Source organism: Gemmatimonadota bacterium (genome assembly GCA_026706345.1).
Taxonomy (GTDB): Bacteria; JAAXHH01; JAAXHH01; order JAAXHH01; family JAAXHH01; genus JAAXHH01.
On the sequence record JAPOYX010000017.1, the window covers coordinates 1 to 14,555 of the forward strand.

Sequence of the window (14,555 nt, forward strand, 5' to 3'; positions counted from 1 at the left end):
CGTGGCCGTACCGCGCCTCCGCGCTCCCAGAGCCGTACTTGATCATGGATCTCGGCCGTTCGGAAAAGTGGGCCGCCCTGGCATGGAGGATGGAAGGAAAGGTAATGGCCAGCGATCCCGCCTTGACCGTGAGCTTCTCCTGGCCCCGGATCCAGCCCAGTTTGCCGGTCTGGCTCGGTGTATACAGCCTCCGGTGGCTTCCGGGAAGCAACATGGTCGGCCCCATGTCTTCGGCCACGTCCTGCGGGTAGTACATGCACAGGATCTCCGTCAGCGGCCGGTCCGCCATCCACGTGTCGTCCACGTGCCAGCCTCCCCCGTCGCTCATGCCGCCGGGAGTCAGGTGGTTCCAGAAGCGGAAGGGACTGATGGCGATATCGGGCGATTCCAGCAGATGGGCCACGAACTCCACGACCCTGGGATGGGCGAGCAGGTCCCCCACGCTTTCCCGTTCGAACACGGATATGCCTTTGTACGCCAGGCTGTCCTCGCTGATCCGTTCCACCAGGTCCGTTTCGAACCAGTTTTCGAGAAGAACGTAGCCCGTATCCACGAACTGTTTTTTCAGGGCCCTGAAGTCATCCGCCATCGTCGGCTCCTTGCCCCGGGTCCTGCTTCCTGGCGCCGTGGGGCGTATGGGGCAGGCCGCCTCCCGGGGGGTAGAAACGCTCCAGGATAAACTCGTGGCCCAGCTGGTTATGGGTGTTCTCCAGGGGATACTCGACCTTTGGAAAGGAGATGATGCGCCATCCGTCCGCCATGGCCTCCTTGATGTTCCGGTAGGGACATTCGTGGCGGGGGTCGAACTGGTATTCGGCGTCGAATGGTCCGTAATAGTTCCAGGATATCACGTCGGCCGTAATCAGATCCGCGTTCGCCCAGATATAGAGCAGGTGCTGGCGGCGCTCGCTCGTCATCGACTTCAACTCGTCGAGATCCTCCAGCGATACGCCCACGCCGGCCGCGATTTTCGTTTCGGCGCGGTTTACCCATCCGTCAATCGTTCCGGCCATTCGTCCTCCCGCAAGAATCTACTGCCAATGCTCCGTCGGAATTTACCTGTCGGCTTCTTAGTCTGAATTATAATAGTTATCCCGCGATTGCGATAGCGTCAACCGGTCTTTCCCAATAAGTATAGAATGGTTGACATCACCCGGGGGACCGTGTATTTTGTAAGTTCCCACTGAATCAATCACCATCTGACGAAAAGTACTTATTCTCGACCAGCAGAACCGGATTGTCAACGACGGTCAGACAGGAGAAACCGATGAGTTCAGACAAATTCGACTTTGCCATTGCCATAGGCGGCGCCGCCGGCCAGGGAATCGCCACGCCGGGCAACGTGCTGGCCCGGATTTTCATCCGGCGCGGACTGCATCTCAACGCCTACAATGCCTACCAGTCGATCATCCGGGGCGGTCATATATTCCTCACGATGAGGATCGGCGATCAACCGGTTCACAACCACGGCGACAAACTCGACCTGCTGGTCTGCCTGAACCAGGACACGATGGACCGGCATCTGGGGCTCATGGGAGCGGGAACGCGCGTCATTTACAACAGTGACACGATCACGCCCGGGACCCCGGAAGACGGCGTGCACCTGTGCCCGCTTCCCATCGGCGAACTAACCGACAACAACCGCAACAAGCTCGTGCAAAACACCGTGGCCCTCGGAACGATACTGTACCTGCTCGACATCGACTTCCAGATCCTGGAAGAAATCCTCACCATGCAGTTTCAGCGGAAGGGCCAGGACGTGGTCGACGAAAACGTGGGCGTGGCCCGCGCGGGATACGACTACGCTGCGGCGCACTTCGAACCGTTTTCCCTTACCGTCCCTTCCGGCGGCAAGCCGCTGGCGGTGTGGAACGGCAACGACGCGATCGCCATGGGCGGCGCGGCGGCGGGCGTCAAGTTCTACTGCGCCTATCCCATGAGTCCCTCCACCGGCGTCCTCCACTGGATGGCAAAGAACGCGCGGGAACTGGGCATCATGGTGCGGCAGGTCGAGGACGAAATCGGCGTGGCCAACATGGCCATCGGCGCGGCCCATGTAGGTTGCCGGTCCATGTGCGCGACGTCGGGCGGCGGTTTCGCGCTGATGACCGAGGCGGTCGGCAGCGCGGCCATGATGGAGATACCGGTCGTCTTCATCGACGTCCAGCGCGCCGGGCCGTCCACGGGCGTGCCCACCAAGACGGAACAGGGCGACCTCTGGCAGATCCTCGGCGCGAGCCAGGGGGATTTCGAGCGGATTATCGTAGCCCCGACCGACGCGCTGGACGCCTTCAACACCATGCCCGAACTGTTCAACCTTGTGGACCATTACCAGTGTCCAGGCATCGTGATTTCGGACCTTTTGATCTCCGAGGGCACCTTCAGCGTCGATCCGGACGCCATCGATATGCAGCCGCACATTGACCGGGGCGACGTGATCACCGAGTCGGCCAACGGCGTAAGCGATATACCGACTGGTTCGCAGGAAGCGAACGGACACGGCCTCATAGGGGCGCCGAGCAACGGTTACCTGCGGTACGAGAACACCGAAAGCGGCATATCGCCCCGGGCGATCCCCGGCGTGCAGGGATACGCCCACGTAGTGGCCACGGACGAACACGACGAAGACGGCGTCCTGGTCAGCGACGAGTTCACCAATCCCCACAAGCGCCGCAAGATGGTGGAGAAGCGGGCCCGCAAGTTCGCGGACGTGGAAAACCGTATCGATCCGCCCGAGCTGTCAGGCGCCGGCGACGCCGAAGTCACGCTCATCGGCTGGGGCTCGACCCGCGGAGTGATCGGGGAGGCGGTGGAGATCCTGAACAGGGAGGGCATCGCCGTGAATCACCTGCCCGTAAAATGGATCGTCCCGCTTCACAAGGAAGCCATAGCGGAAGTGTTTGCGAGCGCGAAGCGGACCGTAATCGTGGAAAACAACTATTCCGGCCAGTTCCATCGCTATCTGCGCAGCGAGACCGGACTGACGGCCGACGGCCATATCCGGAAGTACGACGGGGAGCCCTTCATGCCCCATCACATCGTGGAAGGCGTCAAGGAGTTGCTGGCCGGAACGACAGACATATTCGTGCCTTATCAAGAAGTCATCGTCTAAGGAGCCCCCAACATGTCAGTGGAAACTTTAACACGTGACGAAGTGGAAGAAAAACCGGCAGTCCCGTTAAAAGCGAAGGACTTCAAGGGCAAGGTGGATCCGGACTGGTGTCCGGGTTGCGGCGATTTCAGCGTACTGAGCAGTTTGCAGCGGGCCTGCGCGAACCTGGGACTCCAGCCCCACGAGATTCTCACGATCAGCGGCATCGGCTGTTCATCGAATTTCCCGGGCTTCTTCAATTCCTACGGCATGCATACGCTGCACGGCCGCGCGCTGGCCGTGGCCACGGGCGCGCAAATGGCCAACCACGAACTCACCGTGTTCGTCACGGGCGGCGACGGCGATGGATACGGTATCGGCGGAAACCACTTCACCCACACGGCGCGGCGGAACGTGGACCTGACCTACATCGTCATGGACAACCAGATCTATGGACTGACCACCGGACAGGTGTCCCCTACCAGCAGCATCGACATGCGGACCAAGAGCACGCCTTTCGGCAGCGTGGAAGCGCCGATAAATCCCATCACGGCGGCGATCATGAACGGCGCGACCTTCGTGGCCCGGGCCTTCAGCGGCGACGCGCGCCACCTGACCGGGCTCATCGAACAGGCCGTCCGCCACAGGGGCTTTGCCCTCATCGACGTGTTCAGTCCCTGCGTCACGTTTAACAAGGACAATGACTACCCCTTCTTCAAGCAGCGCGTCAAGAAACTGGAAGACGAAGGCCACGACCCCAGCGACTGGAAGGCGGCCTGCGAGAAGGCCATGATCTGGGGGGACGAGATCTACACGGGTCTGTTCTTTCAGAAGGCGGGCGCGCCTACGCTGGGCGACCAGGAACCCGTGCTGGATGAAGGCGGCGCCATGGCCCGTCGTGAACTGGGGATAACCAGCGACCAGTCGGACCGCATCATCAAGCGCATGATGTAGACGGCAGAGATGACGTAGCGTGGGTGGGTAATCCGCGCTTCAGATGAACGGAATTTCCTGCAGTTCCCGGTGCGCTGCGCGGTAGAGCGGGGCCGGCGGCGCGTTATCTTCCGCGCGTTCTTCGCCGGTGGCTTCTATCATGTTCAGTGACAGGACCTTGTCGCTGAAACTCCGGGTTTCCAGCCTTTCTCCCAGCCCCTGTTCGTACACGCTCTTCAGTTCCGCCAGGGTAAATTCGTTGGGCAACAGCAGCAGGGCGATATTGGTGTAATTCAATTTGGCCGCGATCCTTTCCGTGCATACCTTCAGCATCTCGTTGTGGTCGTACGCCAGCGAAGGGGTATCTTTGACGTAGAACCACGCCCCCTTGCGGTACTTGTCCACGGGTTCGAAGGGTTCGCCCGGATCGTCGGGAAACCCCATGTAGGCCGTGGAAATCGAACGTCTTCTCGGATCTCGGTCGATGGCGGAGAAGGTGTAGACCTGCTCGAAGTACGCGGCGGTCCGGCCGGTTGCCTCGCGGTAGGCGCGCCGGACCGCCGCCTCCAGGTCTTCGGTTTCAAGCACCAGCGTACCGGGCAGCGAATACCGGCCCACGAAGGGTTCGACTTTCAACTCGACCAGGTAGACCAGCAACTTGCCGTCGAGGAACCTGAAGATGCCCAGGTCCGTGGCCGCGTATGGTTTGGTCGGGATCATGGCAAGGTCATGTTTGCATCGTTTTGGCGGGCGTGGCAAGTAAAAAATAGGCGGACATGCCAGTAGTCAGGAGCCGGCTTTCGTCCGGGCACAGGGAGCCCTTTCACATTCTATGGACGTGGATTTCCTGACAACTGCCGTGCAACTCGTGGCCGGCGCGCTGATCGGTGCCTGCATCGGGATGACCGGCATCGGCGGCGGGGTCCTCATCCTGCCGGTTCTGACGCTCGGGTTCGGCCTTCCTTCCACGGTGGCGGTGGGCACTGCCCACCTCTATTCCTGCCTCTGCAAGCTACCGGCCGTCTTCTTCCATTTCAGGCAGGGCACCATCCGGTTCCGGACCTCGGCGTATTTTCTCGTGGGGGCGGTGCCGGCGACCGTGGCCGTGGCGTTATGGATCACGGGTTACGCCGGCGCCATGGACCAGACCGACCCGGCCTGGCAGGAACTTCAGGCGAACCTGCGCCGGTTCATCGCGGCGGTCGTCATACTATCGGGCCTGTTGATTCTGTGGCACATGTTCATGCGGCCGGGTTCCCGCGCGGCGGCGGGCCAGGCGGACCAGGCGGACCAGCATATCCCCGCCCGGGTCACGGGCGCTAAGGCGGTCCTCGTAGCGATCCTGGGCGCCGTCATCGGCGGACTGATCGCCTCCACCTCGGTGGGCAGCGGCATCCTGATCGTGCCGCTGATGATCATCATCTTCCGCCTCACCGCGGTGGACACGGTCGGGTCGTCGATTTTCATCGCGCTGTCGCTGACTTTCACCAGTTCGATCATCTACGCCGGGAGCAGCCAGCTGGATCTCGCCATCGCCGTGACCATGGCTGCCGGATCGCTGGTCGGCGTGCCCGTGGGCGTCCGGATGTCCCGCAGGGTCCCGGAGCGCTATCTGCAGATTACCATCACGGGGCTCGTGCTGGTTGCGGGGGTGATCATGCTGACCGGGGGATGACGGGGGATCAGGGCGAGGCGAATATATCGTTCAGCAGGCCGCTCAGCCGGATGCCGGCCTGCAGCAGTCTGAGCTTGACACCGTCGGCATGCTTGAAGATGTAGGCGTATCCCAGATACGGTGTCTTGTCGGAACGGGATCCACCGTAGTCGTACACGGCCGGCAGCATGCTCCGCGACTCCCGCGTCCAGTCCCAGACAGTCGAGCGCCGCCACGCTTCAATCTCGCCGGGTTCCGCGTGGCCGAAGAAACGGACCCATTCCGTGAAGCTCAGCCGCTGGTGCTCTACGAGGTGTTCATCCCATACGGTGTGGAGGTTCGTGCTTTCACCGAACCAGCGTACCCGGATATCGTTGCCTCCTCGATCGCTGGCATAGCCCGCGTGGAGGGGCTGGTGGATGTCGCCCACGAAGTGCACCAGGAATCTCAACGCGTCCACCCGTTCCTTCCTCCCCGCTCCGCGGTCCCTCAGGACGCCTTCAAACCGCTGAATGGCCTCGACCACGTCACCGCGCGGGCTTCTACGGGCCGTTTCAAGGGCCTGGCCGGGCGGCACGTTGATGTAGTGCCACGGCGAAGCGTGGCGCCACGACGGATCGGACTTGATCTCGTCGGCCCAGGTGCTGAGCCGGGCCAGCGAAGTGCGCCCGACGAGTTCCGCGATGCCTTTGCGGGCCGCGTCCGTGAGGTGGTTTTCGGCGATCTGTCCCACGATGCGGTGGCCGTTCGGCCCCCATGCGGCAACGGGTAGGGACCAGCACAACAGCATGGCCGATGCGATCAGTATTCGTATAGTGCGCATGATCAGCTCTCCTGCGTTTTTTCAGGGAACATAGGACGTGTCGGGGTCCACGGGCGGCGGCGGCCAGTGCAGGCCCCGCTGGCCGGACAGGCCCCGGTTGGGCGGCTGCGTATATTCGCGGTCAGGCAGGCCGGCCAGTTCCCCGTCCCGGAACCACTGTGCGTCCCGGTAGACCAGGTCGTCTGCCAGCCGCTCCGTCATCCGGCTCATGATGCCGGCATGATCCGCCGAATCAGCCAGGTCGCAGCGTTCTTCCGGGTCTTCTTCCAGGTCGAACAGCTGAGATCGGTTGCCCACCGGGTAGTAGATCAGTTTGTATCTTCCGTCGTGCATCATGCGCGTTGCCTGGGCGTCTTCACCGCACTCGCCGTAAAGGTATTCCCGTTTCTCCCCGCCCACCATGGAGGTGCCTTCGACGGTATCCGGCACTTCGATCCCCGCCAGATCCAGTAGCGTGGGCATTACGTCCTGCCAGCCCACGAGCCGGTCGTCGGTACGGTTGTGGCCTACCCGGTCGTCGCCGGCCCGGCCCACGAGTATCATGGGCACATTGGCCGACTGTTCGTAGTACAACCGCTTCGCCCAGAGACCGTGGACGCCCAGCATGTCGCCGTGATCGGCCGTGAACAGTATGATGGTGTCGTCGATCAGGCCTTCTTCCCGAAGGGTGCCGATCACCACGCGCAACTGGTGGTCGATATGGGTACACAGGGCGAAGAAGGCGCGCCTGGCCCAGGCGACCTGGGAGTCGCTCATCCCGCCGAAGCGACCACGGACTGCCTTCAGCGCATAGGGCAGGCGGTCCGGGTCCCCGGCCCAGTCGCCGAGATACGGCTCGCCGGGGTCTTCGTCGCGGTAAAGGTCCAGATAGCTCTGGAGCGGGGTCAGCGGGGGGTGGGGATGGCAGTACGACAGGTACCAGAATCCCGGACGCGTGGGATCGCGCCGGCGGATCATGCGGGCCATCTGGCGCGTGGTCCAGTTGGTGACGTGCATGGCCTCCGGCAGGTGCCAGGGACGCTGGCCGTATTCGTTGTTGCTCATTCCGTGGGTGAATCCTTCCCCGGCATGGCCGTTTTCGCCGAGAAACGCCTCGTAGTCGTCCACGGCGCCGAGATGCGGACGGCCCTCTTCGGCCAGGATCACGTCATCAAACCCGATCCGGTCCCGCTGCGGGTATACGTGCAGCTTCCCTACGGCATAGGCCTGGTATCCGTTGTCCCTAAAGGTCTGCGCCACGGTGGGGACCGCCGGCATGGGTTCTTTGACCAGGAACACCCGGTCGCCGTGGGTGGCCGTGGTCGTGCCGGTCATGAGCGTCCTGCGAGCGGGAATGCACACCGGGCATTCGCTGTAGGTCCGGGGAAAACGAACGCCGCTCCGGGCCAGCGTGTCCAGGGTCGGCGTCTGGATCACGGGGTGGCCGGCGTGGCCGAAGAGCGTGCCCGGCCAGTGATCGGTACAGACGAGCAGTACGTTGGGAGGTGACGGCATGGCGCTCCCGTATGGGGCGTTCATCAATACGTGTTTATCGGGTCATGGTCCATCATGTCGTCTTGGTCATCCTTGTCGTTCACATCGACACGCAAGGACGCGATCGACGCAAAAGGACGCGGAACGGCCTGTCCCAATATACACCCCCCGGCGCCGGATGTCCACGACTACCGGCGCACCACATTCGCTTCATTTCCATTGACAAATAGTATTATATCCTTATATTCGATTATTAGAATATAATCACCGCCGACTGACGACTGGGGATACCGGTTTGGATAAAGACCTGGCCGTATTCAAGGCCTGTTCGGACGCGACGCGACTCCGCATTCTGTTCCTGCTGACGGAGCGGGAATTATGCGTGTGCGAAATCATGGCGGTGCTGGATATGCCGCAGAGCAAGATCTCGCGGCATCTGTCGGTGCTGAAACAGTACGGGTTGCTCACGGACCGCCGAGACGGGGTGTGGATCTACTATGCGTTGGCCAAGGATTCCTCGATCGCCCTGAAGTACGTGTCGGTTTACCTGGTCTCGGCCCGCCAGGTTCACGAGCGGGTCCTGGCGGACCTGGACCGATTGCGCGGACTGGCCAGCCAGGGCAAGATCTGCGTGCCCCATCCATCCATGGCCGAGTTGCAGATCGACGATCGCGAAGATCCGTCCATGCACGGCCAGCCCTTGCTGTCGCGGGAGGAGCGGTGAACCAGATCCCCCGCGATACCGCCTTCCACCCCGGTCTTCATCGCTATCTACAGGCGCGCCGGACGGAATCGAGCCTGATTGAGGCTGAACGCGGACAGACGCTGGAACGCATTTCGGCGTATATCGCGGAGCGGTTGCGAAGCGGCGAAACGGCCCGGCTCACCTTTATCTGCACGCACAATTCCCGCAGGAGCCAGATGACCCAGATCTGGGCACAGGCAGCGGCGCAATTCTTCGGCTTATCCGGAATACATGCCTTCTCGGGCGGTACGCACGTCACCGCCTTCGATCCCAGGGCGGTATCGGCGATGACCCGGGCGGGTTTCCGGATCGAACCGAACTCGAGCGACGATAACGAAGACAACCCGGTCTACCTCGTTCACGCCGGAAACGCACTCCCCCCGACGCGCGCGTTCTCCAAGGCCTATACGGATCCCTCGAACCCCGGGCACGGTTTCTGCGCGGTCCTGACCTGCTCGAGCGCGGACGGCGACTGTCCCGTGATAGCCGGCGCCGACGAGCGCGTGCTCCTTCCCTACGAGGATCCTAAATCCTCTGATGGAACCGACCGGGAGACGGCCCGTTACGACGCGACGTGCCGGGAGATCTGCCGGGAGATGGTCTGGCTGTTTGCCAGGGTCGTCACCGCGTGAAGCCAATGCGGTTCACCGCGTTGGAGCAGTGTAGGCCACGATCAGTACCAGCAAAGAGGGTATAATGGATTCAACAACGAAACGGCTGTCGGCGCGCGACCGGTACCTGACCCTGTGGATCTTTCTGGCCATGGGCCTCGGCGTCGTCCTCGGCGTATGGGCGCCGGCTGTTCCCGCCCTGCTTCAGCTGGGGCAGGTGGGCACGACCAATCTGCCCATCGCCGTCGGGCTCATCCTGATGATGTATCCTCCGCTGGCCAAGGTGAAGTACGAGGAGCTGGGGGACGTGTTCCGAAACGTGCGGATCCTCGGCGCGTCGCTCTTCCTGAACTGGATCGTCGGCCCGGTCCTGATGTTCGGCCTCGCGGCGCTCTTCCTGTCGGGACATCCCGAGTACATGACCGGCCTGATCCTGATCGGCCTGGCCCGGTGCATCGCCATGGTCATCGTGTGGAACGAACTGGCGAAGGGGAACACGGAGTACGCCGCCGGCCTGGTGGCCTTCAACAGCCTGTTCCAGGTGTTCTTCTACAGCGTGTACGCCTACGTCTTCATAACGGTGCTTCCGCCCTGGTTCGGAATGGAAGGCAGCGTCGTCCCGATAACCATGGCGCAGATCGCGGAAAGCGTGCTCATCTACCTGGGCATTCCCTTCTTCGGCGGCATGGCGACCCGCCTGGTCCTGTTGCGGCTCAAGGGTCGGCCGTGGTACGAATCGGCCTTCATTCCCCGCATCAGTCCCATCACCCTGGTGGCGTTGCTGTTCACGATCGTAGTGATGTTCAGCCTGAAAGGCGACACGATCGTGGCCATCCCCCTGGACGTGGTCCGGATCGCCGCGCCTCTCCTCGTTTATTTCGTGCTCATGTTCCTGATCACCTTCTGGATGGGACGGAAGATCGGCGCGGACTATTCGAAGAACGCCACGCTTTCCTTCACCGCCGCGAGCAACAACTTCGAACTGGCCATCGCCGTGGCCGTGGCCGTCTTCGGCATCGAATCGGGCGTAGCGTTCGCGGCCGTCATCGGCCCCCTCGTCGAAGTGCCGGTCATGATCGCGCTGGTCAACGTGGCCCTGCGTTTCAAGGCCATGTATAACAGATAAAGCGACACGGCGTCCCGCGTCCGGCCCTGAACTTTAACGTTGCCTTCGAGCCTTCCGTAATCGTATTATCTCGCCCTGCCGTTTCCTCGTGCCGACCACGTCCCGCGAAAAGGCTGGCCAGGGTGACCCACATCGATGAAAACCAGCCGTTGACGACGCGGTCCGTCCTCCTCGTGCTGATGCTTTGTACCCTCTGGGGCGGCCTGGTCGTATCGGTCAAGGTGGGTCTGGAAGGCATACCGCCGATCCTCCTGGCGGTTCTGCGTTTCGGGGTCGCCCTCGTGTGCGTCTATGCCTGGACGCGCCTGGCCGGCGTCTCCCTGTACGTAGCCCGGGGCGATCGCCTCATCATCACCGTTCCCGCCCTCGTCATGGCCGCGCAGATCCTCTTCCTGAACATCGGCGCGGAGCAGACTTCCGGAAGCCATGCCGTGCTGTTCATGCAGACCTACCCCTTCGTGGTCGCCGCCATTTCCCATTACATCATACCGGGCGACCGCCTCACCATGATGAAGGTCGTCGGACTGGTCCTGGCCGGCGGCGGCATGGTGCTGACCATATACGACGAAGCGGGGGGGCCGTCGACCCCGCTGGGCGACGTCCTGGTCCTCTGCAGCTCCATCAGCCTGGCCATCCAGATCATGATCAACAAGGTCCTGGTCAGGCGTATCTCCCCTGTCTCGGTCATATTCTGGCAGCAGGTGGTCGTGCTGCCCATTTTTTCCATCCTCTGGGCGCTGACCGAATGGCACCTGCCCGTTACGATCGACCCGGCCATTGTAGCGGCGGTCCTGTATCAGGGCGCCATCGTGGCCGGATTCTGCTTTCTCGTCTGGATCAGGCTGCTGCAGCGTCACAGCGCCACCCAGATCAGCGCCTTCTTCTTCACGACCCCGCTTTTCGGCGTCCTGCTGAGCTGGCTGATCCTGGGCGACCAGGTAACGACCTATCTCACCGGCGGCCTGTTGCTGCTGGCGGCCGGACTCTGGGTGGTCAACCGGTATTGAAGAGGGGAATCCCTCGTCTGCGCGACTGAAGGCCAACAACCCACATCTTCAGAAAGGAAAATCAACGATGATCATCGACTGCCACTCACACGCATGGGATTACTGGCCATACGAACCGGCGGTTCCCGATCCGGAGAACCGGGGCACGGCGGAGATGCTGCTCCACGAAATGGATCTGGCGGGGGTGGACAAGGCGGTGCTGGTCTGCGCCCGGATCGAACACAATCCCAATAACAACGACTACGGGGCCGAATGTGTTCAACGGTTCCCCGATCGTTTCATCCAGTTCGCCGACGTGGACTGCTCCTGGTCCGACACCTACCACACGCCGGGCGGCGCCGGCAGGCTGGCCGAAGCGGTGGAGAAGTACCGGTTGAAGGGGTTCACCCACTATCTCAAGGGCGACACGGACTGGTTCGAATCGTCCGAGGGCCTCGCGTTCTTCGAGAAAGCGGCCGAACTCAACCAGATCGCATCCCTCGCTCTCAGTCCGGCCTGGATGCCCGCCCTGCGAAAACTCGCGCGCCGGTTCCCGGACACGCCCTTTCTGTGCCATCACATGGCCGGCGTAAAGGTCGGGGAACCTCCGCCGCGGCCGATGCTCCGGGAGGTACTGGACTCAGCGGACGCGCCGAACATCCACATCAAGCTGTCCGGCTTCCAGTACGTGTCGGAGACTGCCTCGGAATATCCCTATTCGGACTGCATGTGGATCGTCCGCAAGCTCTACGAGTACTACGGGGCGGACCGCCTCTGCTGGGCCTCCAATTATCCGCCTGTCGCCCGTGCGAGCACCTACCAGCACGCGCTGGAGGCCGTTCGGACCCACTGTTCCTTCATCGCGAAGGCAGATATGGACCTCGTCCTGGGCGGCAACCTGGAGCGGTTGCTCGCGGACGCCGGGTGAGGTCCGAGACGTTCAGCCGCCAAATCTATAGACTGATCCGAGATTCCCGTATCGCCATGAACCCCGGCCGGCGTTATACGAAACGGTGAAGCCTGTCCCGCTCGAGAAGAACAGCCCCACGCCCGCTGATCCGAGCAGCGCGATGCTGCTTGATTCTTCCATATCGGCGCCAAAGCCGAAATTAACGTAACTTATTTCCACCATCGGAAGTCTTACAAACAGTTCAACGGGAACTTCCTTTGAGTTTAACGGGAACTTCCTTTGAATTGAAGTCATTAAATGATGTATACATTACGTAACTCGTGTATGACTCGAGAGGTCGATTCAGGCTGTTACGGGGAGCAATAATGGCGTACACCCGATTCTTATTCCGCGTATTGAAGTTTCAGCGTCTTTTTGCCACGCTGGCCTTAGCGGTGTTCATCGCTGCCGGATGCGGCGACGCCAGTTCCGGTACCGGCGATAACGCGAACGAAGACAAGGACGGCGAAGCCGAAGCGGATTCCACCGCACCGCCTCCCGTCCCCGTGAGCGTGATATCCGCTTCCCTGGGCACCATTTCCGACGTCATCCTGACGACGGCCACGGTGGAGGCGGACCGCGACGCCCGCATATTCCCGAGAACCACCGCGATGATCGAAGACATCCTGGTCCAGGAAGGGGACCGCGTCCAACGGGGACAGACGCTTGCCGTCCTGGAACACGCCGAGGAAGAAGTCGCCCTGGCCCGGGCGGAGGCGATCAGGCAGGCCCGGAAGCAGGAGTTCGACCGGTCGGTCGCCATGCTGAACGGCCAGCTCATCAGCGAGGTGGACCACGAAGCCAAAGAGCGGGAATACATCATAGCGAAGGCGGAATGGGAATCCGCCAAGGTATCGTACGACAAGACCACCATCACGGCCCCATTCCGCGGCACGATTACCGAACGGCACCTCAATGTCGGCAACATGGCCAGGCCGGGCGATCCCCTCTTCACGCTGGTGGATCTGAACACCCTGCTGATCTACACCTACCTGCCGGAAATGGAATGGTCTCACGTGGCCGCGGGCCAGGACGTCGTGCTGGAAACCGATACCCTTCCCGACGGAGCGTTCGGCGGGAAGGTCCATCGCGTGAGTTCCATCATCAACCCGCAGAACGGCACCTTCAAGGTAACCATCAGGATCAACGACCCCGGCTGGCGTTTGAAACCCGGTATGTTCGTCCGCGTCAAGATCCTCGCCGACCAGCACGAGGACGTGCTGCTGATCCCCAAGATCGCCCTGCTGGACGGCAACTACGTCTTTACCGTGCTGGATGACAGTCTGGCAGTTCGCGCCGAACTGACCCTGGGTCTGCAGGACGCCGATTTCGTCGAAATCGAAGAAGGGCTGAATCCCGGCGACCGGATCGTCATCGCCGGGCACCGAAGCATGAAGGACAGCACCCGGGTCAAAATCGTAACGCCCTGATTTGCGGTAAACGCCCTGATCTACGGAAGACGCCCTCCATGACCATCGTCGACTTCGCCATCCGCAGGCCGGTCACCGTCACCATGCTGGTGCTGGCGGCGCTGATATTCGGCTACGTCTCCTTCGGCCGCCTCGCGGTAAATCTGCTGCCCGATATCTCCTATCCTTCACTGACCGTGCGGACCGAGTACGAGGGCGCCGCGCCCGAAGAGATCGAGAACCTCATTTCCCGGCGCATAGAAGAAGCCGTGGGCGTCATCACCGGACTGGTCGAAGTCAGTTCCATTTCGCGCGCCGGCGTCTCCGACGTGATACTGGAGTTCGACTGGGATACGGATATGAACCTCGCGGTCATGGACGTCCGCGAGCGGGTGGACCGGGTTTTCCTGCCGGAGGACGCCGAAAGGCCGTTGCTGCTCCGATACAACCCCGAGCTCGATCCGATCATGCGGCTCGGCCTGTCCGGCGAAGACCTGATCATGCTCCGCAACCTGGCGGATTGGGAAATCCGGAGGGAACTGGAGACGATTCCCGGGGTGGCGTCGGTGCGCATGAAGGGGGGACTGGTCGAGGAAATCCAGGTGGAGATCGACGAAGCGCAGCTGACGAGGCTGGGACTCACCTTCGAGCAGATCAACCGCCGTCTCGCCGCCGAGAACATCAACCAGGCCGGCGGGCAGCTCCGGGAAGGCGACGAGGAGTTGATCGTCCGCGCGGTCAACGAGTTCCAGACG

General features: G+C 62.0%; 15 protein-coding genes. 10 read left to right on the top strand and 5 right to left on the bottom strand.

Annotated features, from left to right (window positions below; all coding sequences use genetic code 11):
• Both OXG98_01665 and OXG98_01670 read right to left on the bottom strand, forming a co-directional pair.
• A partial coding sequence (locus OXG98_01665) for a phytanoyl-CoA dioxygenase family protein (protein ID MCY3770721.1) occupies positions 1-589 on the bottom strand: 589 nt, incomplete at its 3' end.
• Positions 579-1,013: a hypothetical protein gene (locus OXG98_01670; GenBank protein MCY3770722.1), complete on the bottom strand. Its 435-nt coding sequence runs from the start codon at positions 1,011-1,013 to the stop codon at positions 579-581. The genes OXG98_01670 and OXG98_01665, both read right to left, overlap by 11 nt.
• 254 nt (positions 1,014-1,267) lie before the next feature.
• Here OXG98_01670 and OXG98_01675 point away from each other — a divergent pair, with 254 nt between their 5' ends.
• Both OXG98_01675 and OXG98_01680 read left to right on the top strand, forming a co-directional pair.
• Entirely contained in the window at positions 1,268-3,112 is a 1,845-nt protein-coding gene (locus OXG98_01675) for a 2-oxoacid:acceptor oxidoreductase subunit alpha (GenBank protein MCY3770723.1), read from the top strand.
• A gap of 12 nt (positions 3,113-3,124) precedes the next feature.
• Positions 3,125-4,045 carry a 2-oxoacid:ferredoxin oxidoreductase subunit beta gene (locus OXG98_01680; protein MCY3770724.1) on the top strand — a complete coding sequence of 307 codons (921 nt, stop codon included), beginning with the start codon at positions 3,125-3,127 and terminating at the stop codon, positions 4,043-4,045.
• Between the two features lie 39 nt (positions 4,046-4,084).
• On the opposite strand, the gene OXG98_01685 is transcribed toward OXG98_01680, so the two are convergent.
• Entirely contained in the window at positions 4,085-4,744 is a 660-nt protein-coding gene (locus tag OXG98_01685; GenBank protein MCY3770725.1) for an NUDIX hydrolase, read from the bottom strand.
• Between the two features lie 112 nt (positions 4,745-4,856).
• Between OXG98_01685 and OXG98_01690 the strand changes: the two genes are divergently transcribed.
• Positions 4,857-5,699, top strand: coding sequence for a sulfite exporter TauE/SafE family protein (locus OXG98_01690; GenBank protein MCY3770726.1), 843 nt, complete (start codon positions 4,857-4,859; stop codon positions 5,697-5,699).
• A gap of 7 nt (positions 5,700-5,706) precedes the next feature.
• On the opposite strand, the gene OXG98_01695 is transcribed toward OXG98_01690, so the two are convergent.
• Together OXG98_01695 and OXG98_01700 are read right to left on the bottom strand one after the other, a co-directional pair.
• Positions 5,707-6,501 (bottom strand): S1/P1 nuclease, encoded by a 795-nt coding sequence (locus OXG98_01695; protein ID MCY3770727.1) that lies wholly within the window; start codon positions 6,499-6,501, stop codon positions 5,707-5,709.
• A 21-nt stretch (positions 6,502-6,522) separates the two neighbouring features.
• Complete coding sequence (locus OXG98_01700; GenBank protein ID MCY3770728.1) at positions 6,523-7,995, bottom strand: sulfatase-like hydrolase/transferase; 1,473 nt, start codon at positions 7,993-7,995, stop codon at positions 6,523-6,525.
• A gap of 274 nt (positions 7,996-8,269) precedes the next feature.
• Between OXG98_01700 and OXG98_01705 the strand changes: the two genes are divergently transcribed.
• The 7 genes from OXG98_01705 to OXG98_01735 all read left to right on the top strand — a co-directional run.
• Complete coding sequence (locus tag OXG98_01705; protein MCY3770729.1) at positions 8,270-8,698, top strand: metalloregulator ArsR/SmtB family transcription factor; 429 nt, start codon at positions 8,270-8,272, stop codon at positions 8,696-8,698.
• Positions 8,695-9,351 carry a protein-tyrosine-phosphatase gene (locus tag OXG98_01710; protein ID MCY3770730.1) on the top strand — a complete coding sequence of 219 codons (657 nt, stop codon included), beginning with the start codon at positions 8,695-8,697 and terminating at the stop codon, positions 9,349-9,351. Before OXG98_01705 ends, OXG98_01710 begins: the two co-directional genes overlap by 4 nt.
• Before the next feature lie 64 nt (positions 9,352-9,415).
• Positions 9,416-10,456, top strand: coding sequence for an ACR3 family arsenite efflux transporter (gene arsB, locus OXG98_01715; protein MCY3770731.1), 1,041 nt, complete (start codon positions 9,416-9,418; stop codon positions 10,454-10,456).
• 122 nt (positions 10,457-10,578) lie between these two features.
• Positions 10,579-11,463, top strand: a complete 885-nt coding sequence (locus OXG98_01720; protein ID MCY3770732.1) for a DMT family transporter — start codon at positions 10,579-10,581, stop codon at positions 11,461-11,463.
• A 67-nt stretch (positions 11,464-11,530) separates the two neighbouring features.
• Positions 11,531-12,370 (top strand): amidohydrolase family protein, encoded by an 840-nt coding sequence (locus OXG98_01725; GenBank protein ID MCY3770733.1) that lies wholly within the window; start codon positions 11,531-11,533, stop codon positions 12,368-12,370.
• 347 nt (positions 12,371-12,717) lie between these two features.
• Positions 12,718-13,821, top strand: coding sequence for an efflux RND transporter periplasmic adaptor subunit (locus OXG98_01730; protein MCY3770734.1), 1,104 nt, complete (start codon positions 12,718-12,720; stop codon positions 13,819-13,821).
• Positions 13,822-13,859: 38 nt separating this feature from the next.
• On the top strand, positions 13,860-14,555 hold a 696-nt coding region (locus tag OXG98_01735; GenBank protein MCY3770735.1), incomplete at its 3' end, for an efflux RND transporter permease subunit.